Annotated in this window: 20 protein-coding genes; 17 read left to right on the plus strand and 3 right to left on the minus strand. The window is 60.6% G+C overall.

Going from position 1 to position 19,020, the window contains the following annotated elements:
* Both araH and ACP7CJ_RS16030 read left to right on the plus strand, forming a co-directional pair.
* A partial coding sequence (araH, locus tag ACP7CJ_RS16025) for an L-arabinose ABC transporter permease AraH (protein WP_426100109.1) occupies positions 1–897 on the plus strand: 897 nt, incomplete at its 5' end.
* 100 nt (positions 898–997) lie between these two features.
* Positions 998–1,801: an IclR family transcriptional regulator gene (locus ACP7CJ_RS16030; RefSeq protein WP_426100108.1), complete on the plus strand. Its 804-nt coding sequence runs from the start codon at positions 998–1,000 to the stop codon at positions 1,799–1,801.
* On the opposite strand, the gene ACP7CJ_RS16035 is transcribed toward ACP7CJ_RS16030, so the two are convergent.
* Positions 1,802–2,854 (minus strand): NAD(P)-dependent alcohol dehydrogenase, encoded by a 1,053-nt coding sequence (locus ACP7CJ_RS16035; RefSeq protein WP_247406483.1) that lies wholly within the window; start codon positions 2,852–2,854, stop codon positions 1,802–1,804.
* A 181-nt stretch (positions 2,855–3,035) separates the two neighbouring features.
* Between ACP7CJ_RS16035 and ACP7CJ_RS16040 the strand changes: the two genes are divergently transcribed.
* On the plus strand, positions 3,036–3,929 hold the full coding sequence (locus tag ACP7CJ_RS16040) for an AraC family transcriptional regulator (RefSeq protein WP_276194381.1): 894 nt from the start codon (positions 3,036–3,038) through the stop codon (positions 3,927–3,929).
* Between the two features lie 210 nt (positions 3,930–4,139).
* On the opposite strand, the gene ACP7CJ_RS16045 is transcribed toward ACP7CJ_RS16040, so the two are convergent.
* Positions 4,140–5,804 (minus strand): electron transfer flavoprotein-ubiquinone oxidoreductase, encoded by a 1,665-nt coding sequence (locus tag ACP7CJ_RS16045; protein WP_247406486.1) that lies wholly within the window; start codon positions 5,802–5,804, stop codon positions 4,140–4,142.
* Between the two features lie 530 nt (positions 5,805–6,334).
* On the opposite strand from ACP7CJ_RS16045, the gene ACP7CJ_RS16050 reads away from it, so the two are divergent.
* The 14 genes from ACP7CJ_RS16050 to ACP7CJ_RS16115 all read left to right on the plus strand — a co-directional run bounded on the left by ACP7CJ_RS16050 (position 6,335) and on the right by ACP7CJ_RS16115 (position 17,898).
* Positions 6,335–7,084: an electron transfer flavoprotein subunit beta/FixA family protein gene (locus tag ACP7CJ_RS16050; protein ID WP_253398123.1), complete on the plus strand. Its 750-nt coding sequence runs from the start codon at positions 6,335–6,337 to the stop codon at positions 7,082–7,084.
* Between the two features lie 2 nt (positions 7,085–7,086).
* On the plus strand, positions 7,087–8,016 hold the full coding sequence (locus tag ACP7CJ_RS16055; protein ID WP_253398121.1) for an electron transfer flavoprotein subunit alpha/FixB family protein: 930 nt from the start codon (positions 7,087–7,089) through the stop codon (positions 8,014–8,016).
* Positions 8,017–8,084: 68 nt separating this feature from the next.
* Positions 8,085–8,903, plus strand: a complete 819-nt coding sequence (locus ACP7CJ_RS16060; protein ID WP_426100107.1) for a substrate-binding periplasmic protein — start codon at positions 8,085–8,087, stop codon at positions 8,901–8,903.
* 9 nt (positions 8,904–8,912) lie between these two features.
* Positions 8,913–9,275: a DUF4398 domain-containing protein gene (locus tag ACP7CJ_RS16065; RefSeq protein WP_426100106.1), complete on the plus strand. Its 363-nt coding sequence runs from the start codon at positions 8,913–8,915 to the stop codon at positions 9,273–9,275.
* On the plus strand, positions 9,272–10,087 hold the full coding sequence (locus ACP7CJ_RS16070; protein ID WP_247402644.1) for an OmpA family protein: 816 nt from the start codon (positions 9,272–9,274) through the stop codon (positions 10,085–10,087). The genes ACP7CJ_RS16065 and ACP7CJ_RS16070 overlap by 4 nt, the downstream gene beginning before the upstream one ends.
* A gap of 203 nt (positions 10,088–10,290) precedes the next feature.
* Positions 10,291–11,730, plus strand: coding sequence for a PLP-dependent aminotransferase family protein (locus ACP7CJ_RS16075; RefSeq protein ID WP_276194378.1), 1,440 nt, complete (start codon positions 10,291–10,293; stop codon positions 11,728–11,730).
* Positions 11,731–11,834: 104 nt separating this feature from the next.
* Positions 11,835–12,326: a translation initiation factor 2 gene (locus ACP7CJ_RS16080; RefSeq protein ID WP_426100105.1), complete on the plus strand. Its 492-nt coding sequence runs from the start codon at positions 11,835–11,837 to the stop codon at positions 12,324–12,326.
* A gap of 162 nt (positions 12,327–12,488) precedes the next feature.
* On the plus strand, positions 12,489–12,743 hold the full coding sequence (locus ACP7CJ_RS16085; protein WP_276194376.1) for a YkgJ family cysteine cluster protein: 255 nt from the start codon (positions 12,489–12,491) through the stop codon (positions 12,741–12,743).
* Between the two features lie 41 nt (positions 12,744–12,784).
* On the plus strand, positions 12,785–13,390 hold the full coding sequence (locus tag ACP7CJ_RS16090) for an START domain-containing protein (protein ID WP_276194375.1): 606 nt from the start codon (positions 12,785–12,787) through the stop codon (positions 13,388–13,390).
* A gap of 103 nt (positions 13,391–13,493) precedes the next feature.
* Positions 13,494–13,730: a hypothetical protein gene (locus ACP7CJ_RS16095; protein ID WP_247402633.1), complete on the plus strand. Its 237-nt coding sequence runs from the start codon at positions 13,494–13,496 to the stop codon at positions 13,728–13,730.
* A 212-nt stretch (positions 13,731–13,942) separates the two neighbouring features.
* Positions 13,943–14,284 carry a ribonuclease E inhibitor RraB gene (locus tag ACP7CJ_RS16100; RefSeq protein ID WP_003193463.1) on the plus strand — a complete coding sequence of 114 codons (342 nt, stop codon included), beginning with the start codon at positions 13,943–13,945 and terminating at the stop codon, positions 14,282–14,284.
* Positions 14,285–14,733: 449 nt separating this feature from the next.
* On the plus strand, positions 14,734–16,143 hold the full coding sequence (locus ACP7CJ_RS16105) for a circularly permuted type 2 ATP-grasp protein (RefSeq protein WP_276194374.1): 1,410 nt from the start codon (positions 14,734–14,736) through the stop codon (positions 16,141–16,143).
* Positions 16,144–16,147: 4 nt separating this feature from the next.
* Positions 16,148–17,098, plus strand: coding sequence for an alpha-E domain-containing protein (locus ACP7CJ_RS16110; RefSeq protein ID WP_276194373.1), 951 nt, complete (start codon positions 16,148–16,150; stop codon positions 17,096–17,098).
* Positions 17,095–17,898: a transglutaminase family protein gene (locus tag ACP7CJ_RS16115; RefSeq protein WP_276194372.1), complete on the plus strand. Its 804-nt coding sequence runs from the start codon at positions 17,095–17,097 to the stop codon at positions 17,896–17,898. Before ACP7CJ_RS16110 ends, ACP7CJ_RS16115 begins: the two co-directional genes overlap by 4 nt.
* A gap of 1 nt (position 17,899) precedes the next feature.
* Here the strand turns inward: ACP7CJ_RS16115 and ACP7CJ_RS16120 are convergent, their stop codons facing one another.
* A complete protein-coding gene (locus ACP7CJ_RS16120; RefSeq protein ID WP_276194371.1) occupies positions 17,900–18,706 on the minus strand; it encodes a c-type cytochrome in 807 nt (268 codons plus the stop codon).
* Positions 18,707–19,020: the final 314 nt, after the last annotated feature.

The following is a 19,020-nucleotide window of genomic DNA, read 5'->3' on the forward strand; positions in this document are numbered from 1 at the left end:
GCGATGTTGCTCGCGGCGCTGGGGATTTTTCTGCTGTGTGCCTTGCTGATCGACAACTTCCTCTCGCCGCTGAACATGCGCGGGCTGGGCCTGGCGATTTCCACGGTGGGCATTGCGGCTTGCACCATGCTGTTCTGCCTGGCGTCGGGGCACTTCGACTTGTCGGTGGGCTCGGTGATCGCCTGCGCCGGCGTGGTGGCCGGGATCGTGATTCGTGACACCGACAGTGTGCTGCTCGGCGTGTCGGCGGCCTTGGCCATGGGCCTGGTGGTGGGGCTGATCAACGGCATCGTCATCGCCAAGCTGCGCATCAATGCGTTGATCGCCACCTTGGCGACCATGCAGATCGTGCGCGGCCTGGCCTACATCTTCTCCAACGGCAAGGCGGTCGGCGTGATGGACGAGCGCTTCTTCGTGCTCGGCAACGGCCAACTGCTGGGCGTGCCGGTGCCGATCATCATTACCGTGCTGTGCTTTGTGTTCTTCGGCTGGCTGCTCAACTACACCACCTACGGGCGCAACACCATGGCCATCGGCGGCAACCAGGAAGCGGCATTGCTCGCCGGGGTGAATGTCGACCGCACCAAGATCATCATCTTTGCCGTACACGGGTTGATCGGCGCATTGGCCGGGGTGATCCTCGCGTCGCGCATGACCTCCGGCCAGCCGATGATCGGCCAGGGCTTTGAGCTCACCGTGATTTCCGCCTGCGTACTCGGCGGGGTATCGCTCAGCGGTGGCATCGGCATGATTCGTCATGTGATCGCCGGGGTGCTGATTCTGGCGATCATCGAGAATGCGATGAACCTGAAGAACATCGACACCTTCTATCAGTACGTGATCCGCGGCTCGATCCTGTTGCTGGCGGTCATCATCGACCGCATGAAGCAGCGCTGAATGCATGCCATGTGAAGATCCCACATTTGGATCTCAACTGTATTGAGGTTCGGTATTTGCCATAATGCCGCTCGTTTTCGTACCACCACATAGGCCCGATATGCAGGAAACCGCCCACACCCCCGTCAAAGACGCCGCTCCCACCGGCACCCAGACCTTGCTGCGTGGCTTGGGCGTGGTGCAGGCGGTGGCGGCCGGTGCGCGGGATCTGAAAGAGATCGCCCGGCGCATCGGCACCACCCGCAGCACCACGCACCGCCTGGCCAGTTGCCTGGTGGAGGAGCGCTACCTGCGCGTGGTGCCGCAAGTCGGCTACCTGCTGGGGCCGAAGCTGATCGAGCTGGGGTTTCAGGCGCGCGAAGAGTTGCCGTTGGTGACCCTGGCGGTGCCATATCTGGACGAGTTGTCGGCGCTGACCGGCGACACCATCCACCTGGCGATTCGTGAAGACGACGACGTGCTCTATCTGCACAAGAACCCCGGTCGCAACGGTCCGGAAATGCGCTCGCGGGTCGGCCATCGCATGCCGCTGGCGCGGACTGGTATCGGCAAGGCGTTGCTGTTGGATGACAGCGTCGATGAGTGGCAGCGCCTGTACGAAGTCAGCCAGCCGACGGCAGGGAAAAACCTGCAGTGGCCGCAACACCCGGAGCAATCCTGGGCGCAATTCGAGCAGCGCATGCGTGAGTATGTGGTGGGCGGCTATGCGTTCGACCTGGAAGACAACGAGCCGTCGATCCGCTGCGTGGCGGCACCGGTGCGCGATGCCAGCCGGCGAATCGTCGCCGGCATCAGCATCGCCAGTACCGTGCCCTACATGCCGCTGGAGAAAATGGCCGAGCTGATTCCCGTGATCAAACAGGTCGCGGGGCGGCTATCTGCGCAGTTGGGCGCGAAGGCCTGATCAGGCCTTCAAGGTCGCCATGTCGATGACAAAGCGGTACTTCACATCGCCGGCGATCATGCGCGAGAACGCCTCGTTGATCTGGCGGATGTCGAGCATTTCGATGTCGCAGGTGATGCCATGCTCGGCGCAGAAATCCAGGACTTCCTGGGTTTCTGCGATGCCGCCGATCAGCGAACCGGCCAGCATTTTACGGCCCAGTACCAGCTTGGCGGCATTGACGGGCGGGTCCACCGGCTCGATTAGACCGACCAAGATATGCACGCCGTCAAAGCGCAGCACATCGAGGTAGGGGTTCAGGTCGTGCTGCACCGGGATGGTGTCCAGCAGGAAGTCGAAGTGCCCAGCGGCGGCTTTCATTTGCGCGGCGTCGGTGGACACGATCACATGATCCGCGCCCTGGCGCCGGCCTTCCTCGGCCTTGCTCGCAGAACGGGTGAACAGCGTGACTTCGGCGCCCATGGCCTTGGCGAACTTGATGCCCATATGGCCCAGGCCGCCCATGCCGAGAATCCCGACTTTATCGCCGGCCTTCACACCGTAGTGCTTGAGCGGCGAGTAGGTGGTGACGCCTGCACAGAGGATCGGTGCGGCGCTGGCCAGATCGAGCTTGGCCGGGATCTTCACCACAAAGTGTTCGCTGACCACGATGCTGTCGGAGTAGCCGCCCATGGTGTTGCTGCCATCCACCCGGTCCGGGGTGGCGTAGGTCATGGTCGGGCCTTCGAGGCAGTATTGCTCCAGGTTCGATTGGCAGGCGGCGCAGTGGCGGCACGAGTCGACCATGCAGCCGACGCCGACCAGGTCGCCGACTTTATGCGCGGTGACGTTGGCGCCGACGGCGCTGACTTTGCCGACAATCTCATGGCCCGGCATCAGCGGGTACACGGCGATGCCCCATTCGTTGCGGGCCTGGTGGATGTCGGAATGGCAGACGCCGCAGTACAGAATTTCGATCGCCACGTCATCGGCGCGCGGGCTGCGGCGTTCAAACGACAGGGGGGCGAGGGGAGTGGTGGCCGACTGGGCGGCATAACCGATAGCGGTGTACATGGGCAAACCTCGCAAAAGCAGTGACAAGTGAGGTGGGCCATTTTCCGCGCCGACCCCGCAGGCGACCATGGCGATTGCTCCGAGTCTCATGCCTATTCGTCCGGGAGTGCCTCTGGTTTGGATGCACGGGGCGCTCGACCTGCGATGATGCTCTCATCCCTTACTAGCGAAGTTTTTTGCCATGTTGTTGACCCGCCATCTCGACGCCAACGCCACCCTGGTTTCCTTGATCGAGAGGCTGACGCCCCGCGACGGTTTCTCCCCGACCCACCTGCCGGGTGTGCAAGTGTTGCGCGCCAGTTGCGACGTCGCGCGCGGGCCGCAGATCTATGAGCCGAGCCTGATGTTCGTCGCCCAAGGCAGCAAAGTCGCGTACCTGGGCCCGCGTACCCTGGAGTACGGCGCGGGGCACTACCTGATCCAGGCGATGCCGGTGCCGTTCGAATGCGAGACGTTCGCCCGGGCGCCCGGCGCACCGCTGTTGGGGGTAACGGTGGGGATTGATCGGGTGGTGCTGGGCGAATTGGTGATGGCCATGGGCATGCAGGCCGGGCCGCCGCCGACCGCGCAGACCTTGGAGTCGATGAGTTCGGTGGTATTGGATGACGCCATGCGTGGCTGCGTCGAGCGGCTGTTGCAATGCCTGCACGATCCGCTGGAAAGCCGGATCATGGGCCCGGCGCGGGTGCGTGAATTGTTGTTCACCGCGTTGCGTGGGCCCCAGGCGGATGTGTTGCGCGCGTTGGTGGAACAGCAGGGGCAGTTTTCACGAATCGCCACCTCGTTGAATCACCTGCACGCCCATTACGCCGAGCCGCTGAATATCGAGACGTTGGCAGGTTATGCGCACATGAGTGCGTCGACCTTTCATGAACACTTCAAGCGCTGCACTTTGTTGTCGCCGGTGCAGTATCTGAAGCGTTTGCGGTTGCTCAAGGCGCAGCAGTTGTTGCTGGTGGAAGGCATGGGCGTGGCGCAGGCGGCGCATAGCGTGGGGTATCAGAGTACGTCGCAGTTCAGTCGCGAATATAAGCGCTACTTTGAGCGCAATCCCGGCGAAGAGCGCGCGGCCTGATTCTCCCTGGATCAACGGGATTAAAAATGTGGGAGGGGCGGTGCGACGACTCGACTTGCTCCCGATGACGGTGGTCCAGCCATAGATGTGCTGACTGTTCCACCGCTATCGGGGGCAAGTCGAGTCGTCGCACCGCCCCTCCCACATTTGACCGAGTTTCGCTCATAAAAAAGGCTCCCATCGGGGGAGCCTTTTCTTTAAGCGGTTGAGTTACATATTCGGGTAAGTCGGCCCGCCCGCGCCTTCCGGCGTCACCCAGGTGATGTTCTGCGAAGGGTCCTTGATGTCACAGGTCTTGCAGTGTACGCAGTTCTGGGCGTTGATCTGGAAGCGCTTCTCGCCGTCTTCCTTGGTCACCACTTCATACACGCCGGCCGGGCAATAGCGCTGCGCCGGTTCATCGTAGAGCGGCAGGTTGGTGCCGATCGGGATGCTCGGGTCTTTGAGTTTCAAGTGGCACGGCTGTTCTTCTTCGTGGTTGGTGCCGGAGATGAACACCGAGCTCAGTTTGTCAAAGCTCAGCTTGCCGTCGGGTTTGGGGTAGTCGATCTTCTGGCAGTCCTTGGCCAGCTTGAGGCAGGCATAGTCCGGCTTGGTGTCGTGCAGGGTCAACGGCATCTTGCCGCCGAGGATATTTTGGTCGAACCAGTTGAAGCCAGCACCGATGATCGGGCCGAACTTGTGCATCGCCGGGCCGAAGTTACGCGTGGCAAACAGTTCTTCGTAGAGCCAGCTTGCCTTGAAACTGTCAACGTAGTTGGTCAGCTCGTCGCCGCCTTCGGCGTCCGCCAGCAGGCGCTCGGCCACGGCTTCGGCGGCGAGCATGCCGGATTTCATCGCGGTGTGGCTGCCCTTGATCTTGGCCACGTTCATGGTGCCCAGGTCACAGCCGATCAATGCGCCGCCCTTGAACACCATCTTCGGCAACGAGTTGATGCCGCCCTTGGCCAGCGCGCGGGCGCCGTAGCTGATGCGCTTGCCGCCTTCCAGGTACTGCGCCAGCACCGGGTGATGCTTGAGGCGCTGAAACTCATCGAACGGTGACAGGAAGGTGTTGCTGTAGGACAAGTCGACGATCAGGCCGACGACCACCTGGTTGTTTTCCAAGTGATAGAGGAACGAGCCACCGGTGTTCTCGTTGCTCATGATATCCAGCGGCCAGCCGGCGGTGTGGACCACCAGGCCTGGTTGGTGCTTGGCTGGGTCGATTTCCCAGATTTCCTTCAGGCCGATGCCGTAATGCTGGGCGTCAGCGTCGCTGTCCAGCTTGAAGCGCTGGATCAGTTGCTTGCCGATATGGCCACGGCAGCCTTCAGCGAACAGCGTGTACTTGCCACGCAGTTCCATGCCGGGGGTGTACAGGCCTTCTTTCGGGTTGCCTTCGCGGTCGACGCCGAGGTCGCCGGTGATGATCCCGCGCACCACGCCGTTTTCGTCGAACAGCGCTTCCTGGGCGGCGAAGCCTGGGTAGATTTCCACGCCCAGGTTCTCGGCCTGCTGGGCCAGCCAGCGGCACAGGTTGCCCAGGGAGATAATGTAGTTGCCTTCGTTGTGCATGGTCTTGGGCACAAAGAAGTCAGGCACCTTGGTGGCGGTGTTGCTGCTGCGCAGTACATAGATGTCATCGCGCACCACGGGGGTGTTGAGCGGAGCGCCGAGTTCTTTCCAGTCCGGGAACAGTTCGTTCAGGGCGCGTGGTTCGAACACGGCACCGGAAAGGATATGTGCGCCGACCTCGGAGCCTTTCTCGACCACGCAGACGCTGATTTCCTTACCGGCTTCGGCGGCCTTCTGCTTCAGTCGGCAGGCGGCAGACAGGCCCGCCGGGCCAGCGCCGACGATGACCACGTCGAATTCCATGTATTCGCGTTCCACAGGCTATCTCCTACTCAGGCTCACAGGCTTTTTTTCTAATGGGTGGAGGTTGGGTGTCGTCACCGTCATCGCTGCGCTCACTGGGCAGGCGGATGACCACCTTTCTCTCTAGGTGGCGCATTATATCTACACCACTCTCAGCGTCCAATACAAACGTTTGTTTGAATTGCTTGGAAGCTAGGTAAATCAAAGCAACGGGGCTTATGACTGGCCATTTTGCCGTATTGACCAGAATAGGCGTTCCGGTCAATATACGGTCGGTTTTGCGCTAGCCGTAGGCTGACTGTAGGTTTCAAGAGCACCTTTAAAGACAGGCGAAGGCGAAAAAGGCTGGCGCGTGCCCAATGCTGGCGCGCAGTTTACACGTCGCGATCATGAATGACCTCCCAGTAACCTCTGACGAACGGTCATCACTCTCTATCGCTGCGTCACTTGCCGAAGGTTTTGAAGGTGCCCTTGTGTGCCGATGAGCATCAACCGCCAGGTTCGCCTAGGCGACTTTCTTTTCACCGGAGAGTAACGAGGAATCCATGAAGGTTCTTGTAGCTGTCAAACGCGTTGTCGATTACAACGTGAAAGTTCGCGTCAAGGCGGACAATTCCGGCGTCGACCTCGCTAACGTCAAGATGTCGATGAACCCTTTCTGCGAAATCGCCGTGGAAGAAGCTGTACGCCTGAAAGAGAAAGGCGTGGTGACTGAAATCGTCGTGGTTTCCATCGGCCCGACCACTGCTCAAGAGCAGCTGCGTACCGCCCTGGCACTGGGCGCTGATCGCGCCATCCTGGTTGAGTCGGCTGAAGAACTGACCTCCCTGGCCGTTGCCAAGTTGCTCAAAGCCGTTGTCGACAAGGAACAGCCATCGCTGGTGATCCTCGGCAAACAGGCCATCGACAGCGACAACAACCAGACTGGCCAGATGCTGGCTGCACTGACCGGTTACGGCCAGGGTACCTTCGCCTCGAAAGTCGAAGTGAGCGGCGACAGCGTTGCCGTGACCCGCGAAATCGACGGCGGCGCGCAAACAGTTTCGCTGAAACTGCCGGCCATCATCACCACCGACCTGCGTTTGAACGAGCCGCGCTACGCGTCCCTGCCAAACATCATGAAAGCCAAGAAGAAGCCTCTCGAAGTGCTGACCCCGGACGCTTTGGGCGTTTCCACCGCCTCTACCAACAAGACCGTCAAAGTTGAAGCGCCGGCTGCACGCAGCGCGGGCATCAAGGTCAAGTCGGTGGCTGAACTGGTTGAGAAACTGAAAAACGAAGCGAAGGTAATCTAATCATGACTATCTTGGTAATCGCAGAACACGACAACAAGGTACTGGCTCCGGCCACCCTGAACACCGTGGCTGCCGCTGCGAAAATCGGTGGCGACATCCACGTGCTGGTTGCCGGTCAGGGCGCTGGCGCCGTGGCCGAAGCCGCAGCGAAAATCGCTGGCGTGAGCAAAGTACTGCTGGCCGACAACGCCGCTTACGCTCACCAACTGCCGGAAAACGTCGCGCCGCTGGTAGCAGAGCTGGGTGCTGGCTACAGCCACATCCTGGCTGCCGCGACCTCCAACGGCAAAAACATCCTGCCGCGCGTTGCTGCGCAACTGGACGTTGACCAGATCTCCGAGATCATCTCGGTCGAAAGCGCCGACACCTTCAAGCGCCCGATCTACGCCGGTAACGCCATTGCCACTGTGCAATCGAGCGCTGCGGTCAAGGTCATCACCGTGCGTGCCACCGGTTTCGACCCGGTTGCAGCCGAAGGTGGTTCGGCTGCCGTTGAAGCCGTCTCCGCTGCCCACGACGCTGGCCTTTCCAGCTTTGTTGGCGAAGAGCTGGCCAAGTCGGATCGTCCTGAGCTGACCGCTGCCAAGATCGTCGTTTCGGGCGGACGTGGCATGCAGAACGGTGACAACTTCAAGCACCTGTACGCCCTGGCCGACAAGCTGGGCGCTGCGGTCGGCGCTTCCCGCGCGGCCGTCGACGCCGGTTTCGTGCCCAACGACATGCAGGTCGGCCAGACCGGCAAGATCGTTGCGCCACAGCTGTACATCGCGGTCGGTATCTCCGGCGCGATCCAGCATTTGGCCGGCATGAAAGACTCCAAGGTGATCGTGGCGATCAACAAGGATGAAGAAGCACCGATCTTCCAGGTGGCTGATTACGGCCTGGTGGCGGACTTGTTCGAAGCCGTACCTGAGTTGGAGAAGCTGGTCTAATCCAGTCGCTTCACTTATAAAGAGCCCGGTCTTGTGACCGGGCTTTTTATTTATCGGAGCACCTCGCCATGGAATTGCGCCCCTGGGCCGTACTGCTGGGTTTCACACTGTTGCTGCCGACCTTGTCGCTGGCCGCCGGCAAATGCGAGCGCCTGGTGGTCACCGGCAGCCCGGATGCTCCGCCTCTGCTCTGGCGCGACCCCCAGGACCCCACGCACCTGATCGGCGCCACCGCCGACATGCTGCAGCAAGTGGCCCAGGACCTTGGGCTGAAAATCGACCTGCTTTACGGCGGCAAGCGCTCCCAGGCCTTGGATGAAGTGCGCAGCGGGCGCATGGATCTGCTGGCCGATGCGCCGTTGAATCTCGGCGAGCTGGAAACCCTCGACTACATCCACCCGGCGCTGGTGCAGATCGACTATCTGGTCTGGACCCGCAAGGATTCGGCGCTGGCCTATACCACGGCCACTGACCTGCCCGGCCACAAGGGCGCGGTGTCCGAACGGGCGCGGTTGAGCCACGACTTTGAAACCTTCGCCGCCCAGCAATTGACTCTGCAACGCCTGCCTGCCTTGACTCCTGCGTTCCAGAAACTGCTGCTGGGGGAAGTGGATTACGTACTTGCCGGGCGTTACTCCGGCATGGCCATGGCCGAGACCCTTGGCATGAGCAATGACCTGATTGCCCACGACGTACCCGTCGATCAGCCTGGTCTGTACCTGGCAATTTCCCACAACTCCGCGTGCAATGATCCATGGCTGCGCGGACAGCTGGCGAAAAAGATGACAGAATTGTCCGGGTCTGGTGTGGCGCAAGCTGCGCTGCAGCGCAATCTGGAGCGCTGGAAAGCGCAATTGCAACAACCCGTCGGCACCCCAACAAAGTAGGGATTTTCAGTGACTTTTCGACCTTTTTTAGCGGCACTCGCCGTCGTTGCTCTGGCGGGATGTGCAGCCGATCCTGCGCCGAATGAACAAATACGCCTCACCCAGCAAGCCTTGGAACAAGCCAATGCCGTGGGTGCCAACCCCGATGAATCGCCTGAGCTGAAACTGGCCGAAGGCAAACTCACCCAGGCCCAGGCCGACATGGCCGACCGGTCCTACAAGGACGCGCGCATGCAGGCCGAACAGGCCGAACTGGATGCACGTCTCGCCGAAGCCCAAGTGTTGACCCGCAAGAGCCAGGAACAACTGAACGTGCTCAATACCCGTATCACCCGCCTGCGTAAGCAATTGCAGTTGGGAGAAGCCCAATGAGCCCGATGATCCGTGGTTTGAGTTGTATCGTGCTGCTGGGCAGCGCGGCCCTGGGCGGTTGCGCCAGCCATCCGAATGGCGAGCAGGCCCTGCAACAGGCGGGCAGCGACTTCCAGAAGGTCAAGGAAGACGCCAATGTGCTGCGCTTCGCGCCCAAGGACGTGATCCGCGCCGGAGAGTCCCTGGCCCGTGCCGATCGCTTGTCCAGCTACTGGGGCAGCGGCGCCGACGTGGTGCATTACGCCTACCTCAGCCGGCGCTACAGCGCGATCGCCCGCGAACACACCGAGCAGGCACTCAACCAGGAACACGGTGCCAAACTCGAACTGGAACGCCAGCGACTGCAACTGGCCCTGCGTGAAAGCAAGCTGATCAGCGTGCAGCAGCAAGGCAAATGGCTCGAAGAACAGATCGCCAGCCTGGCCACCACCCAGACCGATCGCGGCTTGGTGATGACCCTGGGCGACGTGTTGTTCGACACCGGCGAAGCCGAATTGAAAAACTCGGCCAACCGCACCGTGCTGAAAATCGTCCAGTTCCTGCAACTGAACCCCAAACGCATAGTGCGTATCGAGGGTTACACCGACAGCACCGGCGGCGAGCAGGAAAACCTCCAACTGTCCCGCGACCGCGCGCAATCGGTGGCCGATGTGCTGGTGGACCTGGGGATCGACGAAAAACGCATCCAGGTCGAAGGCTATGGCGACCAGTACCCCGTGGAGGCCAACGCCTCCGAGCGCGGCCGTGCGCAGAACCGGCGGGTAGAGATCGTGTTCTCTGACGCAAAAGGCCAACTCGGCGCGGCCCGCTAGGAGCCTGGCGCAAGCAAAATGTGGGAGGTGGCTTGCTCCCACATTTTTTTGGATGTACCCGAAACGCCGCAGGCCACCCTTACAGTTTTTTCTATCACTGCCGCCCGCGCTCGACTATTGTGGCAACTGTCCCCGTACACTTCTAAACTGTGCCGGTATGTTTCACACAAAAATAAAATACCCGTGAAATCGAGTGCTGCGTCATGACCAATCTGTTGCTTTACCAACGTATCGCCCAGCAACTGGCTGAGGATATCCGGCGCGGTGTCTATCAACCGGGCGAACGCGTGCCCTCGGTGCGCAAGATGAGCTCCCAGCTCAACGTCAGCCATGCCACGGTGTTGCAGGCCTACGCCAATCTGGAAGATCAGGGCTTGATTCGTGCGCGGCCACAGTCCGGGTATTACGTACACCAGACACCGGCGCTGACGGCACCGACGCCGGATATCGCCCGGGTCGAGCGCCCAGGGTTGGTGACCCGCAGCAGCATCATTCAGCAAGTGTTGGTGGAGTCGCGTCGTGAAGGCGTATTCCCACTGGGCGCGGCCGTGCCGAGTGTGGATTACTTGCCGGTACGTGCACTGCACCAGCAGTTGGCCAAGGTCACGCGCTTCCAGAGCCCACGGGCGTTCAGCTACATGTTCAGCCCCGGCTTCGAGCCGTTGCGCCGCCAGGTGGCGATCCGCATGCGCGATGCCGGCGTGGTGGTGGACCCTTCCGAAGTGGTGATCACCCACGGCTGCGTTGATGCGTTGCAGATGTCGCTGCGGGTGCTGACGCGGCCGGGCGACCTGATCGCCGCCGAGTCACCCACCTATTACGGCTTACTGCAGTTGGCGGACCTGTTGGGCCTCAAGGTCATAGAGATCCCCAGTGACCCCGCCACCGGCATGAGCCTCGAAGCCCTGCAATTGGCCGCCAATCAGTGGTCGATCAAGGCCCTGGTGCTGACCACGCGCCTGAGCAACCCTTTGGGCGGCACCATGCCCGAGGAACGGCAGAAACAATTGCTGCGCCTGGCGTCGGATTTCGATATCCAGATCGTCGAAGACGACATCTACGGCGAACTGATGTTCGAGCTGGGTCGCACCAAAGCCCTGAAAGCCTACGATCGCCTTGATCGCGTGATTTATTGCTCGAGCTTTTCCAAAACCTTGTCACCCGGCGTGCGCATTGGCTGGATGATTGCCGGTAAGTATCAGCAGGAAATCCAGCGCTTGCAGATGTTCAGCACGCATTCGGCGTGCAGCGTCACCCAAATGGGCGTCGCCGCGTACCTGGAGAACGGCGGTTACGATCGGCACCTGCGTTACATCCGCCAGGAATATCGCAAGAACCTCAGTGCTTTCCAACTGGCGGTTCAGCAGTATTTCCCCGAAGGCACCCAGATGACCCGTCCGACCGGCGGTTTTATCCTGTGGGTCAGTTTGCCGGGGCGGGTCAATACCCAGGAACTGCATGTGCGTGCATTGCAACAGGGCATCAGCATCGCACCGGGGTTGATCTTCAGTAATACGGAACAGTTCAACCACTGTATTCGTCTTAACTGCGGCACGCCGTGGAACCGCGAAGCAGAGCGGGCGCTGATGACCTTGGGGATGCTCGCCAGTCAGTTATGCCAGGAGACCGCTGTCGGTTTTTGAGGTTCGCCAAGCAGACAACGCGGATAGCTGGCTGATCACCGCGCTTGTCATGCTGCCCTCAACAAGCGAGCATATGGCCCTCTGCCGTTAATGCTGTTGGCAATATGACTTCTATTTTTCGCGCTGTTTTAGTGATTAGCCTGTTCGGCCTGAGTAATGTCGGCGCCACGCTGGCCGCAACGCCTGTGGTCAACCCAGCCCCCGCCGCGAGCACCGAGCAGAAAACGCCCGCAAAAAAAACGACCCCGGCCAAAAAAGCCTCGGCCACGAACAAAAAAAACACGCCGGTAAAAAAACGCGCGCCGGTTGCGAGCAAGTCCAAGTCCGCCCGCGAAGTGGCCCAGACCCAACTGCCACCGGCACAGTTGGATTTGTCCCTGCCCTCCGACATGGTCAGGCACTTGCAGCCCATCGGCAGCATGCCCGCGCCCAAAAACGTACCGTTGCTGCCGCCAATGTTTGGCGAGAAGCCGTCTGACAACAGTGCATTCCAGATCAACGGCCGCCTGCTCAGCAATGAGATGAGGCTGCAACTGCGCAACGAAGAACGGCGAGACGTGGAAGGCGCGGCGCTGGATTTCGAATTCAAGCAATAAACTTTTCCTACGCAGGTGACGTCGACACTCGACCATCTGTCGCAGACTGGTCAGTCACTTTTTTTTTCTGCGAAAAACCCCTGTTAGACCATTTTAAAACGGCTGTTTAAGGGCGTACTCTAGCCCGGCCATCCCTATTGAGCCGTCGAGGACCTGCTGGTCATGAAATGCCGTGAAGGCTGTGGCGCTTGCTGCATCGCCCCCTCCATCAGTTCACCGCTGCCGGGAATGCCCCAGGGCAAACCTGCGGGCGAACGCTGTCTGCACCTGTCGGTCGAACACTTATGCCAGTTGTTCGGGCAACCGGAACGGCCTGCGGTGTGCAGTGCTTTCAAGGCGGATATCGAGGTCTGCGGCATCGACCAGGCCGATGCGATCAGGTTGATCGGCTGGTGGGAGCAGATGACGGCGGCTTGATGGGCTTTACTATCGGAACTTCAACAATAAGGAATACAACAATGGGTTCGCTGAAACGAATGGCTGTGTTGTGCGGTTTTACAGTGTTATTTGCTGCCACTGCTCAGGCTGAGGATTGGCAAGTCGCCAAGGATGAAGACGGGATCAAGGTGTCGCTGAGCGAAGTCGCCGGTTCCAAGTACAAGGCATATCGCGGTGTGACAGTGATCAAGGCACCCGTGGCCAAGATCGAGGCCTTGCAGGAGGACGCTGTCGGTGCCTGCACCTGGATTCATGAATGCAAATCGCAAAAACTGCTCAAGCAGGAAGGCAACAAAAGCTGGACCTACACCCAGTTCAAGGCACCGTTCCCGGTGACCGACCGCGATTCTATCCTGGAAATCACCACGTCCAAGGCTGCCGACGGCAGCGTGACCCGCACCCTGCTGGAAGTGCCGACCTATCAGCCGGAAGTGAAGGGCTACGTGCGCGTGGCCCAGGTCGAAGGCTACTGGAAACTGGTGCCTAAAGGTGCCAATGAAACCGAAGTGACCTACCAGGTACACACCGAGCCAGGCGGCAGCGTGCCCTCGTGGTTGGCCAACAAGTTCGTGGTGGACGCCCCGTTCAACACCTTGAAAGCCCTGAAGGAACGCGCTGAGAAGTAAGCGCAGTTGATCCGGTGCCTGCGACCTTGAGTGGAACGTTTGCCGAACCCTCAAGGTCCAGATAGAAGTAAGCCCACACACGGGTTTTATCGAGGAGGCACCGATGCAAAATTGGCAGATTACCTTCGTTGATGATCACGGCGTGCAGTCCGTGGAGCGGTTCGCCTGCGACCGCAAGCCGAGCCTCGAGGATGCGGCACATATGATTCGCAACAAGCTGGTGCCGGTGGCCGCCGAACTGGACCTCAATGACCTGGACGGCCGCAAACCCGAGCCGACGGTCAAGATCCTCAAAGACCAGAACAGTATCCAGATCCTCGACATTTCTCCCGCCGCCTGAACATTCCCTGTATGCCATTCAAGCGCCTCTGGTGGAGGTGATAGCTTCGCGCTACTCTGCAAGTGAGATCAGCGAATGAATCGCTAAGGTCTGGTCTTGTCAGCTACATGCTTGTTTTCCAGCGGTGATGTCATTGTCGTAGCCCCCGCGCCAGTACGGCGCCGGCTAGGGAAGCACGGAAAGTCTATCCATCGGTTTGAGGAGGACGTTTCATGAGCACAGCCTATCAAGAAGACATCAGCACCAACGTTCTGCGCCGCATGAAAGAGGGCGGCTTCGATTTTTCACGGTTCCACCCCATCGAGTTCTACGCCATTTTCCCGGACGAGGAACGGGCGCGCAGGGCTGCGGGTCGATTTCGTGGCGAGTCCCTGAATGCCCAGGTCAGCGCGCGCGACGATGGCGCCTGGTACTTGGAACTGAGCAAGATCATGTTTGCAACCTACGACGGCATAGGAGACTTCGAGCAAGACTTTGAAGCGGTGGTCGAGCCGCTGGGCGGGATCATCGAAGGATGGGGCGTCAAGCAGGAGGTGCGTGGGTTACCCATGTAGCAGTATGAGAAACACAGCGTATCGGCTGACCTTTGGGTCGGCCGATTTTGTTTGTGGCGTCTGAAAGCGGGCGAAACTTGCGCTGTATTTTCAGACAAAAAAAAAGCCACCCGAGCAGGGTGGCCGAAAGGGAAGACCGAAGGAGTCGGTCGGTACACGAGGGCACACGGTACCGATTGCGCGATGGATTGGGCTGTAGGACGGGTCCTGTTCAGCAGATGGTGGTGATTATCCGCAACGCTGGCCGGGCATTGAAATCAACTCTGGCTATGCTGTTGATAGTCAAAGCCCGCATTGTGATGAAGCGTGCGGCCGGACGCTGGGCATTCTACGCACCAGGATGGTGCTCTTAGCTCTCCGTTATTATTTAACTCACTGATTTTTAAGTGTTTATGCCGCTGGCACGGGCCTTGCGATGATTCTCGCGTCCGGGTGACAAGGAGTACGGCATGATCCGCACTTATTACGACGAAATGTACGATGGGGCAGGGCAGGTTCGCCCCCATTACCGCGAGTTCGCCCGCTGGTTGGCTGAAACCCCTGCTGAATTGCTGGCCCAGCGCCGGCGCGAAGCCGATTTGCTGTTTCACCGCGCCGGGATCACCTTCACCCTTTACGGAGATGAACAGGGCACCGAGCGCTTGATTCCCTTCGACACCATCCCGCGCAGCATTCCGGCCAGTGAATGGCGGATTGTCGAACGTGGCTGCATTCAGCGGGTCAAGGCGCTGAATATGTTTCTCGCCGACCTCTACCATGAACAACGCATCATCAAGGCCGGAATCATCCCCGCCGAACAGGTGCTGGCCAACGAGCAATATCAGTTGGCAATGCAGGGGCTGAATCTGCACCGCGATCTGTATTCCCACGTCTCCGGCGTCGATCTCGTTCGCGATGGCGACGGCACCTACTACGTGCTGGAGGACAACCTGCGGACCCCGAGCGGCGTCAGCTACATGCTCGAAGACCGCAAGATGATGATGCGCCTGTTCCCCGAGCTGTTCGCGGCCCAGCGTATCGCGCCGATCGACCATTACCCCAACTTGCTGCTCGACACCCTGAAAAGCTCGAGCCCCCTGGATAACCCAAGTGTGGTGGTGCTGACTCCCGGGCGTTTCAACAGTGCGTTTTTTGAGCATGCCTTCCTCGCCCGGGAAATGGGCGTGGAGTTGGTGGAGGGCGCCGACCTGTTCGTGCGCGATGACCGCGTCTTCATGCGCACCACCGACGGTCCCAAGGCTGTGGACGTGATTTATCGGCGCCTCGACGATGCATTTCTCGACCCGTTGGCCTTCAACCCGGACTCCATGCTCGGCGTCCCCGGCCTGCTTGCCGCCTATCGTTCGGGCAACGTGGTGTTGGCCAACGCGATCGGCACCGGGGTGGCGGATGACAAGTCGGTGTATCCCTTTGTCACCGAGATGATCCGTTTTTACCTGGATGAAGAACCGATCCTGAAGAATGTTCCGACCTTCCAATGCCGTAAGCCCGACGAATTGTCCCACGTACTGGCTAACCTGCCGCACCTGGTGGTCAAGGAAACCCAAGGCTCCGGCGGCTACGGCATGCTCGTCGGTCCGGCCTCCACCGCGGCGGAAATCGAAGCCTTCCGCGCGCGTATCAAGGCCAAGCCCCATGCCTATATCGCACAGCCGACCCTGTGTTTATCCACCTGCCCGACCTTTGTCGAAAACGGTATCGCCCCGCGCCATATCGACCTGCGCCCGTTCGTGCTGTCCGGCAAGGAAACCCGTGTGGTGCCCGGCGGCCTGACCCGCGTGGCCTTGCGCGAAGGCTCGCTGGTGGTCAACTCGTCCCAGGGCGGCGGCACCAAAGACACTTGGGTGGTTGAGGACTGATGCCATGTTGAGTAGAACTGCCTCGGATTTGTACTGGATGTCGCGCTACCTGGAACGTGCGGAAAACCTCGCGCGCATGCTCGACGTCAGCTATTCGCTGTCGCTGATGCCCCAGGACGGACGCGGCGACGGTTTGCATGAGTTGGCCATGCCGTTGTTGATCACCGGCACCCTGGAGGACTACCACGCACGCCACGGCGAACTGCATGCCGAGCGCCTGCTGCACTTTTTCGCGCTGGACGCGGCCAACCCGGCCAGCATCTACAGTTGCCTCGGCGCTGCACGGGCGAGTGCCCATGCGGTGCGTGGGCGAATCACCGCCGACATGTGGGAAAACATCAATGCCACCTGGCTGGATATCCGCGATATCGCTCAGCAAGGCTTGAGCCGCTACGGCATGAGTCGGTTCTGTGAGTGGGTCAAGGAGCGTTCGCACCTGTTTCGTGGAGCGACCTACGGCACCATCATGCGTAACGATGCCTTCCGCTTTATCCGCCTGGGCACGTTCATCGAGCGCGCCGACAACACCCTGCGCCTGCTGGACGCGCGCTACGAAATGGCCGGCGACCAGGCCGACGCGGTCAGCGATGGCACGGCCCACGCGTACTACCAGTGGAGTGCCTTGTTGCGTGCGTTGTCGTCGTTCGAGGCCTACACCGAGATCTACCGCGACGCCCCCGGCGCCCGGCAAGTGGCGGAGCTGTTGCTGTTGCGTGCCGATGTGCCGCGCTCGTTGCGGGCCTGCAGCGAAGAGATCGACCAGATCCTCGCCAGCCTGCCCGGCCTCAACGGCCGCCCGGCCCAGCGCCTGGCCGCCGAAATGGACGCACGCCTGCGCTTTACCGCGATCGACGAAATCCTCGAGGAAGGCCTGCACGCCTGGCTGACCGACTTTATCCCCTTGGTCCGCCAGTTGGGCGACGCCATCTACAGTTCCTACCTGGAGGCGGCATGAGACTCTCCATCAGCCACGAAACCACCTACCACTACGACGATCAGGTGCGCGCAAGCATCCAGTACCTGCGCCTTACGCCCCACGACAGCGAGCGCCAGCGCGTAATCAGTTGGCAATTGGACCTGCCGCGTCCGGTGCGCGCCCAGGTCGACCCGTTCGGCAATATCCTGCATGTGCTGACCATGGACGAGCCCCACGACGCCATCATCATTGGCGCCCGTGGCCAGGTCGATATCGACGAGTTGCGCGAGGCTGAGCACGAGAGCCAGTCAGCCTTCCCGTTTCTGCGCAGCACGCGCCTGACCGAGCCTGACGAAGCCTTGCGTCGCTTTGCCGAGCAGCATTGCCATCAGCGCCGCGACCGCAGCGCCCTGATCGACCTGATGCACGCGCTCAACCATTCGATGGTCTACACACCTGGCGCCACCGAGGTCGACACCAGCGCCGCCGAGGCCTTCGCGGGGCGTGCGGGTGTCTGCCAGGACCACACCCACGCGTTCCTGGCCTGTGCGCGCAGCCTCGGGATTCCAGCGCGGTATGTGTCGGGGTATTTGTACACCGAGGACAGCACGCACCTGGCCAGTCACGCCTGGGCCGAAGCCTGGCTGGACGACGCCTGGTACAGCTTTGACGTGACCAACCAACTGGCGCGGCCGGAGCGCCACCTGAAACTGGCCGTGGGCCTGGATTATCTGGACGCTTGCCCGGTGCGCGGCATGCGTCGCGGCGGCGGGCATGAGCAGATGCATGCCAAGGTGTTTGTGGCGCCGACGCCGCTGGTTTTGGTGCAGCAGCAATAACTCAGGGCTGCTGCTTACGTCCGGCCATATGCTTCAAATACCCCACCAACAACGCTAGCTCGCTGTCGGGCAACACCCCGGCGGCGAAGGCCGGCATTTTCGCCTGGGGCCAGCGGCGCAGGCTTTGCGGGTCGCGGATATAGCGCTTGAGGAAATCGCCGCTGAAGTATTCGGTGGGGTTATAGGGAATGTTCAGGTCCGGCCCCACCTGTGCATCGCCAGCCCCATTGAGGCGGTGACAGGCCATGCAGTTTTTCTGGAACAGCGCAAAGCCTTGGTTGACCGGATCATCCGCACTCAGCTTCGGGTCGGGCAACAACGCCGGAAAGCGCTCGGCGACCGTCTGCAACTGCTTGATCCCTGCGATCTGGAACGGCCATTGCTCGGGGCTGATGTGCCCGGCCTGAGGGTTCGTCCACACCAGGTAGAACGGCCCGGCACTCGGTTTGCCCTCGGCCAGCGCGGGCCACGGCTGGGTGGGATCTTCCACCGCCAGCCAGGCGCGGGCGCCGTGTGTTTCCAGCAAAGGCGCGGCGCTCAGTTCGGCGGCGAACCCATCGAGAGCAACGGCCTGCAGATGGTTTTCTGCCTGCAGACCCGGTAAGAGTACCGCCAGCGGGACTGCGCGATACGTCATGTTGCGCTTGTAGGAAACGTCATCAACGATATGCACCGTCTGTGCAGCGGGGTGCTTGAGCAGGTCGGCGGTCTGCCAGGTCTTGCTGGCGTGGTCCAACTCAATGCTCAACTGCGCGGCGGTAGCGGGCAGGGCGAGGAACACGGCGAGGAGGGCGAGGATCGATTTCAAGAGGGAGGCCCGGTGCGAGAGGGAATGGCGCCTAAGATAGCGGAAATTTCGCAGGCAAAACGGCAGCCCCTGCAACAGGACCGCTATTCGCAATGTCCCGGCAGGCGCTGCCAAAAACGCTAATCCTGATGCACAGAATGGGGTGTGTGATTCGTCAGCCAAGAACCTTGGTCAGGTTGGGCAGGATCAGAATCAGTGTGGTGGCGAACAGAATAAGTCCCGCCTGACGTACTTTCGAATGCTTGAACATGGCTGACTGCCTTTTGTTGTTATTCCTGAGCGTCAAATGCGTGCCGGTTTATTTCAGTATCGCA

Origin of the sequence: Pseudomonas sp. PSPC3-2 (assembly GCF_049897085.1) — a bacterium.
In the GTDB taxonomy this organism is placed as follows: domain Bacteria; phylum Pseudomonadota; class Gammaproteobacteria; order Pseudomonadales; family Pseudomonadaceae; genus Aquipseudomonas; species Aquipseudomonas paraveronii.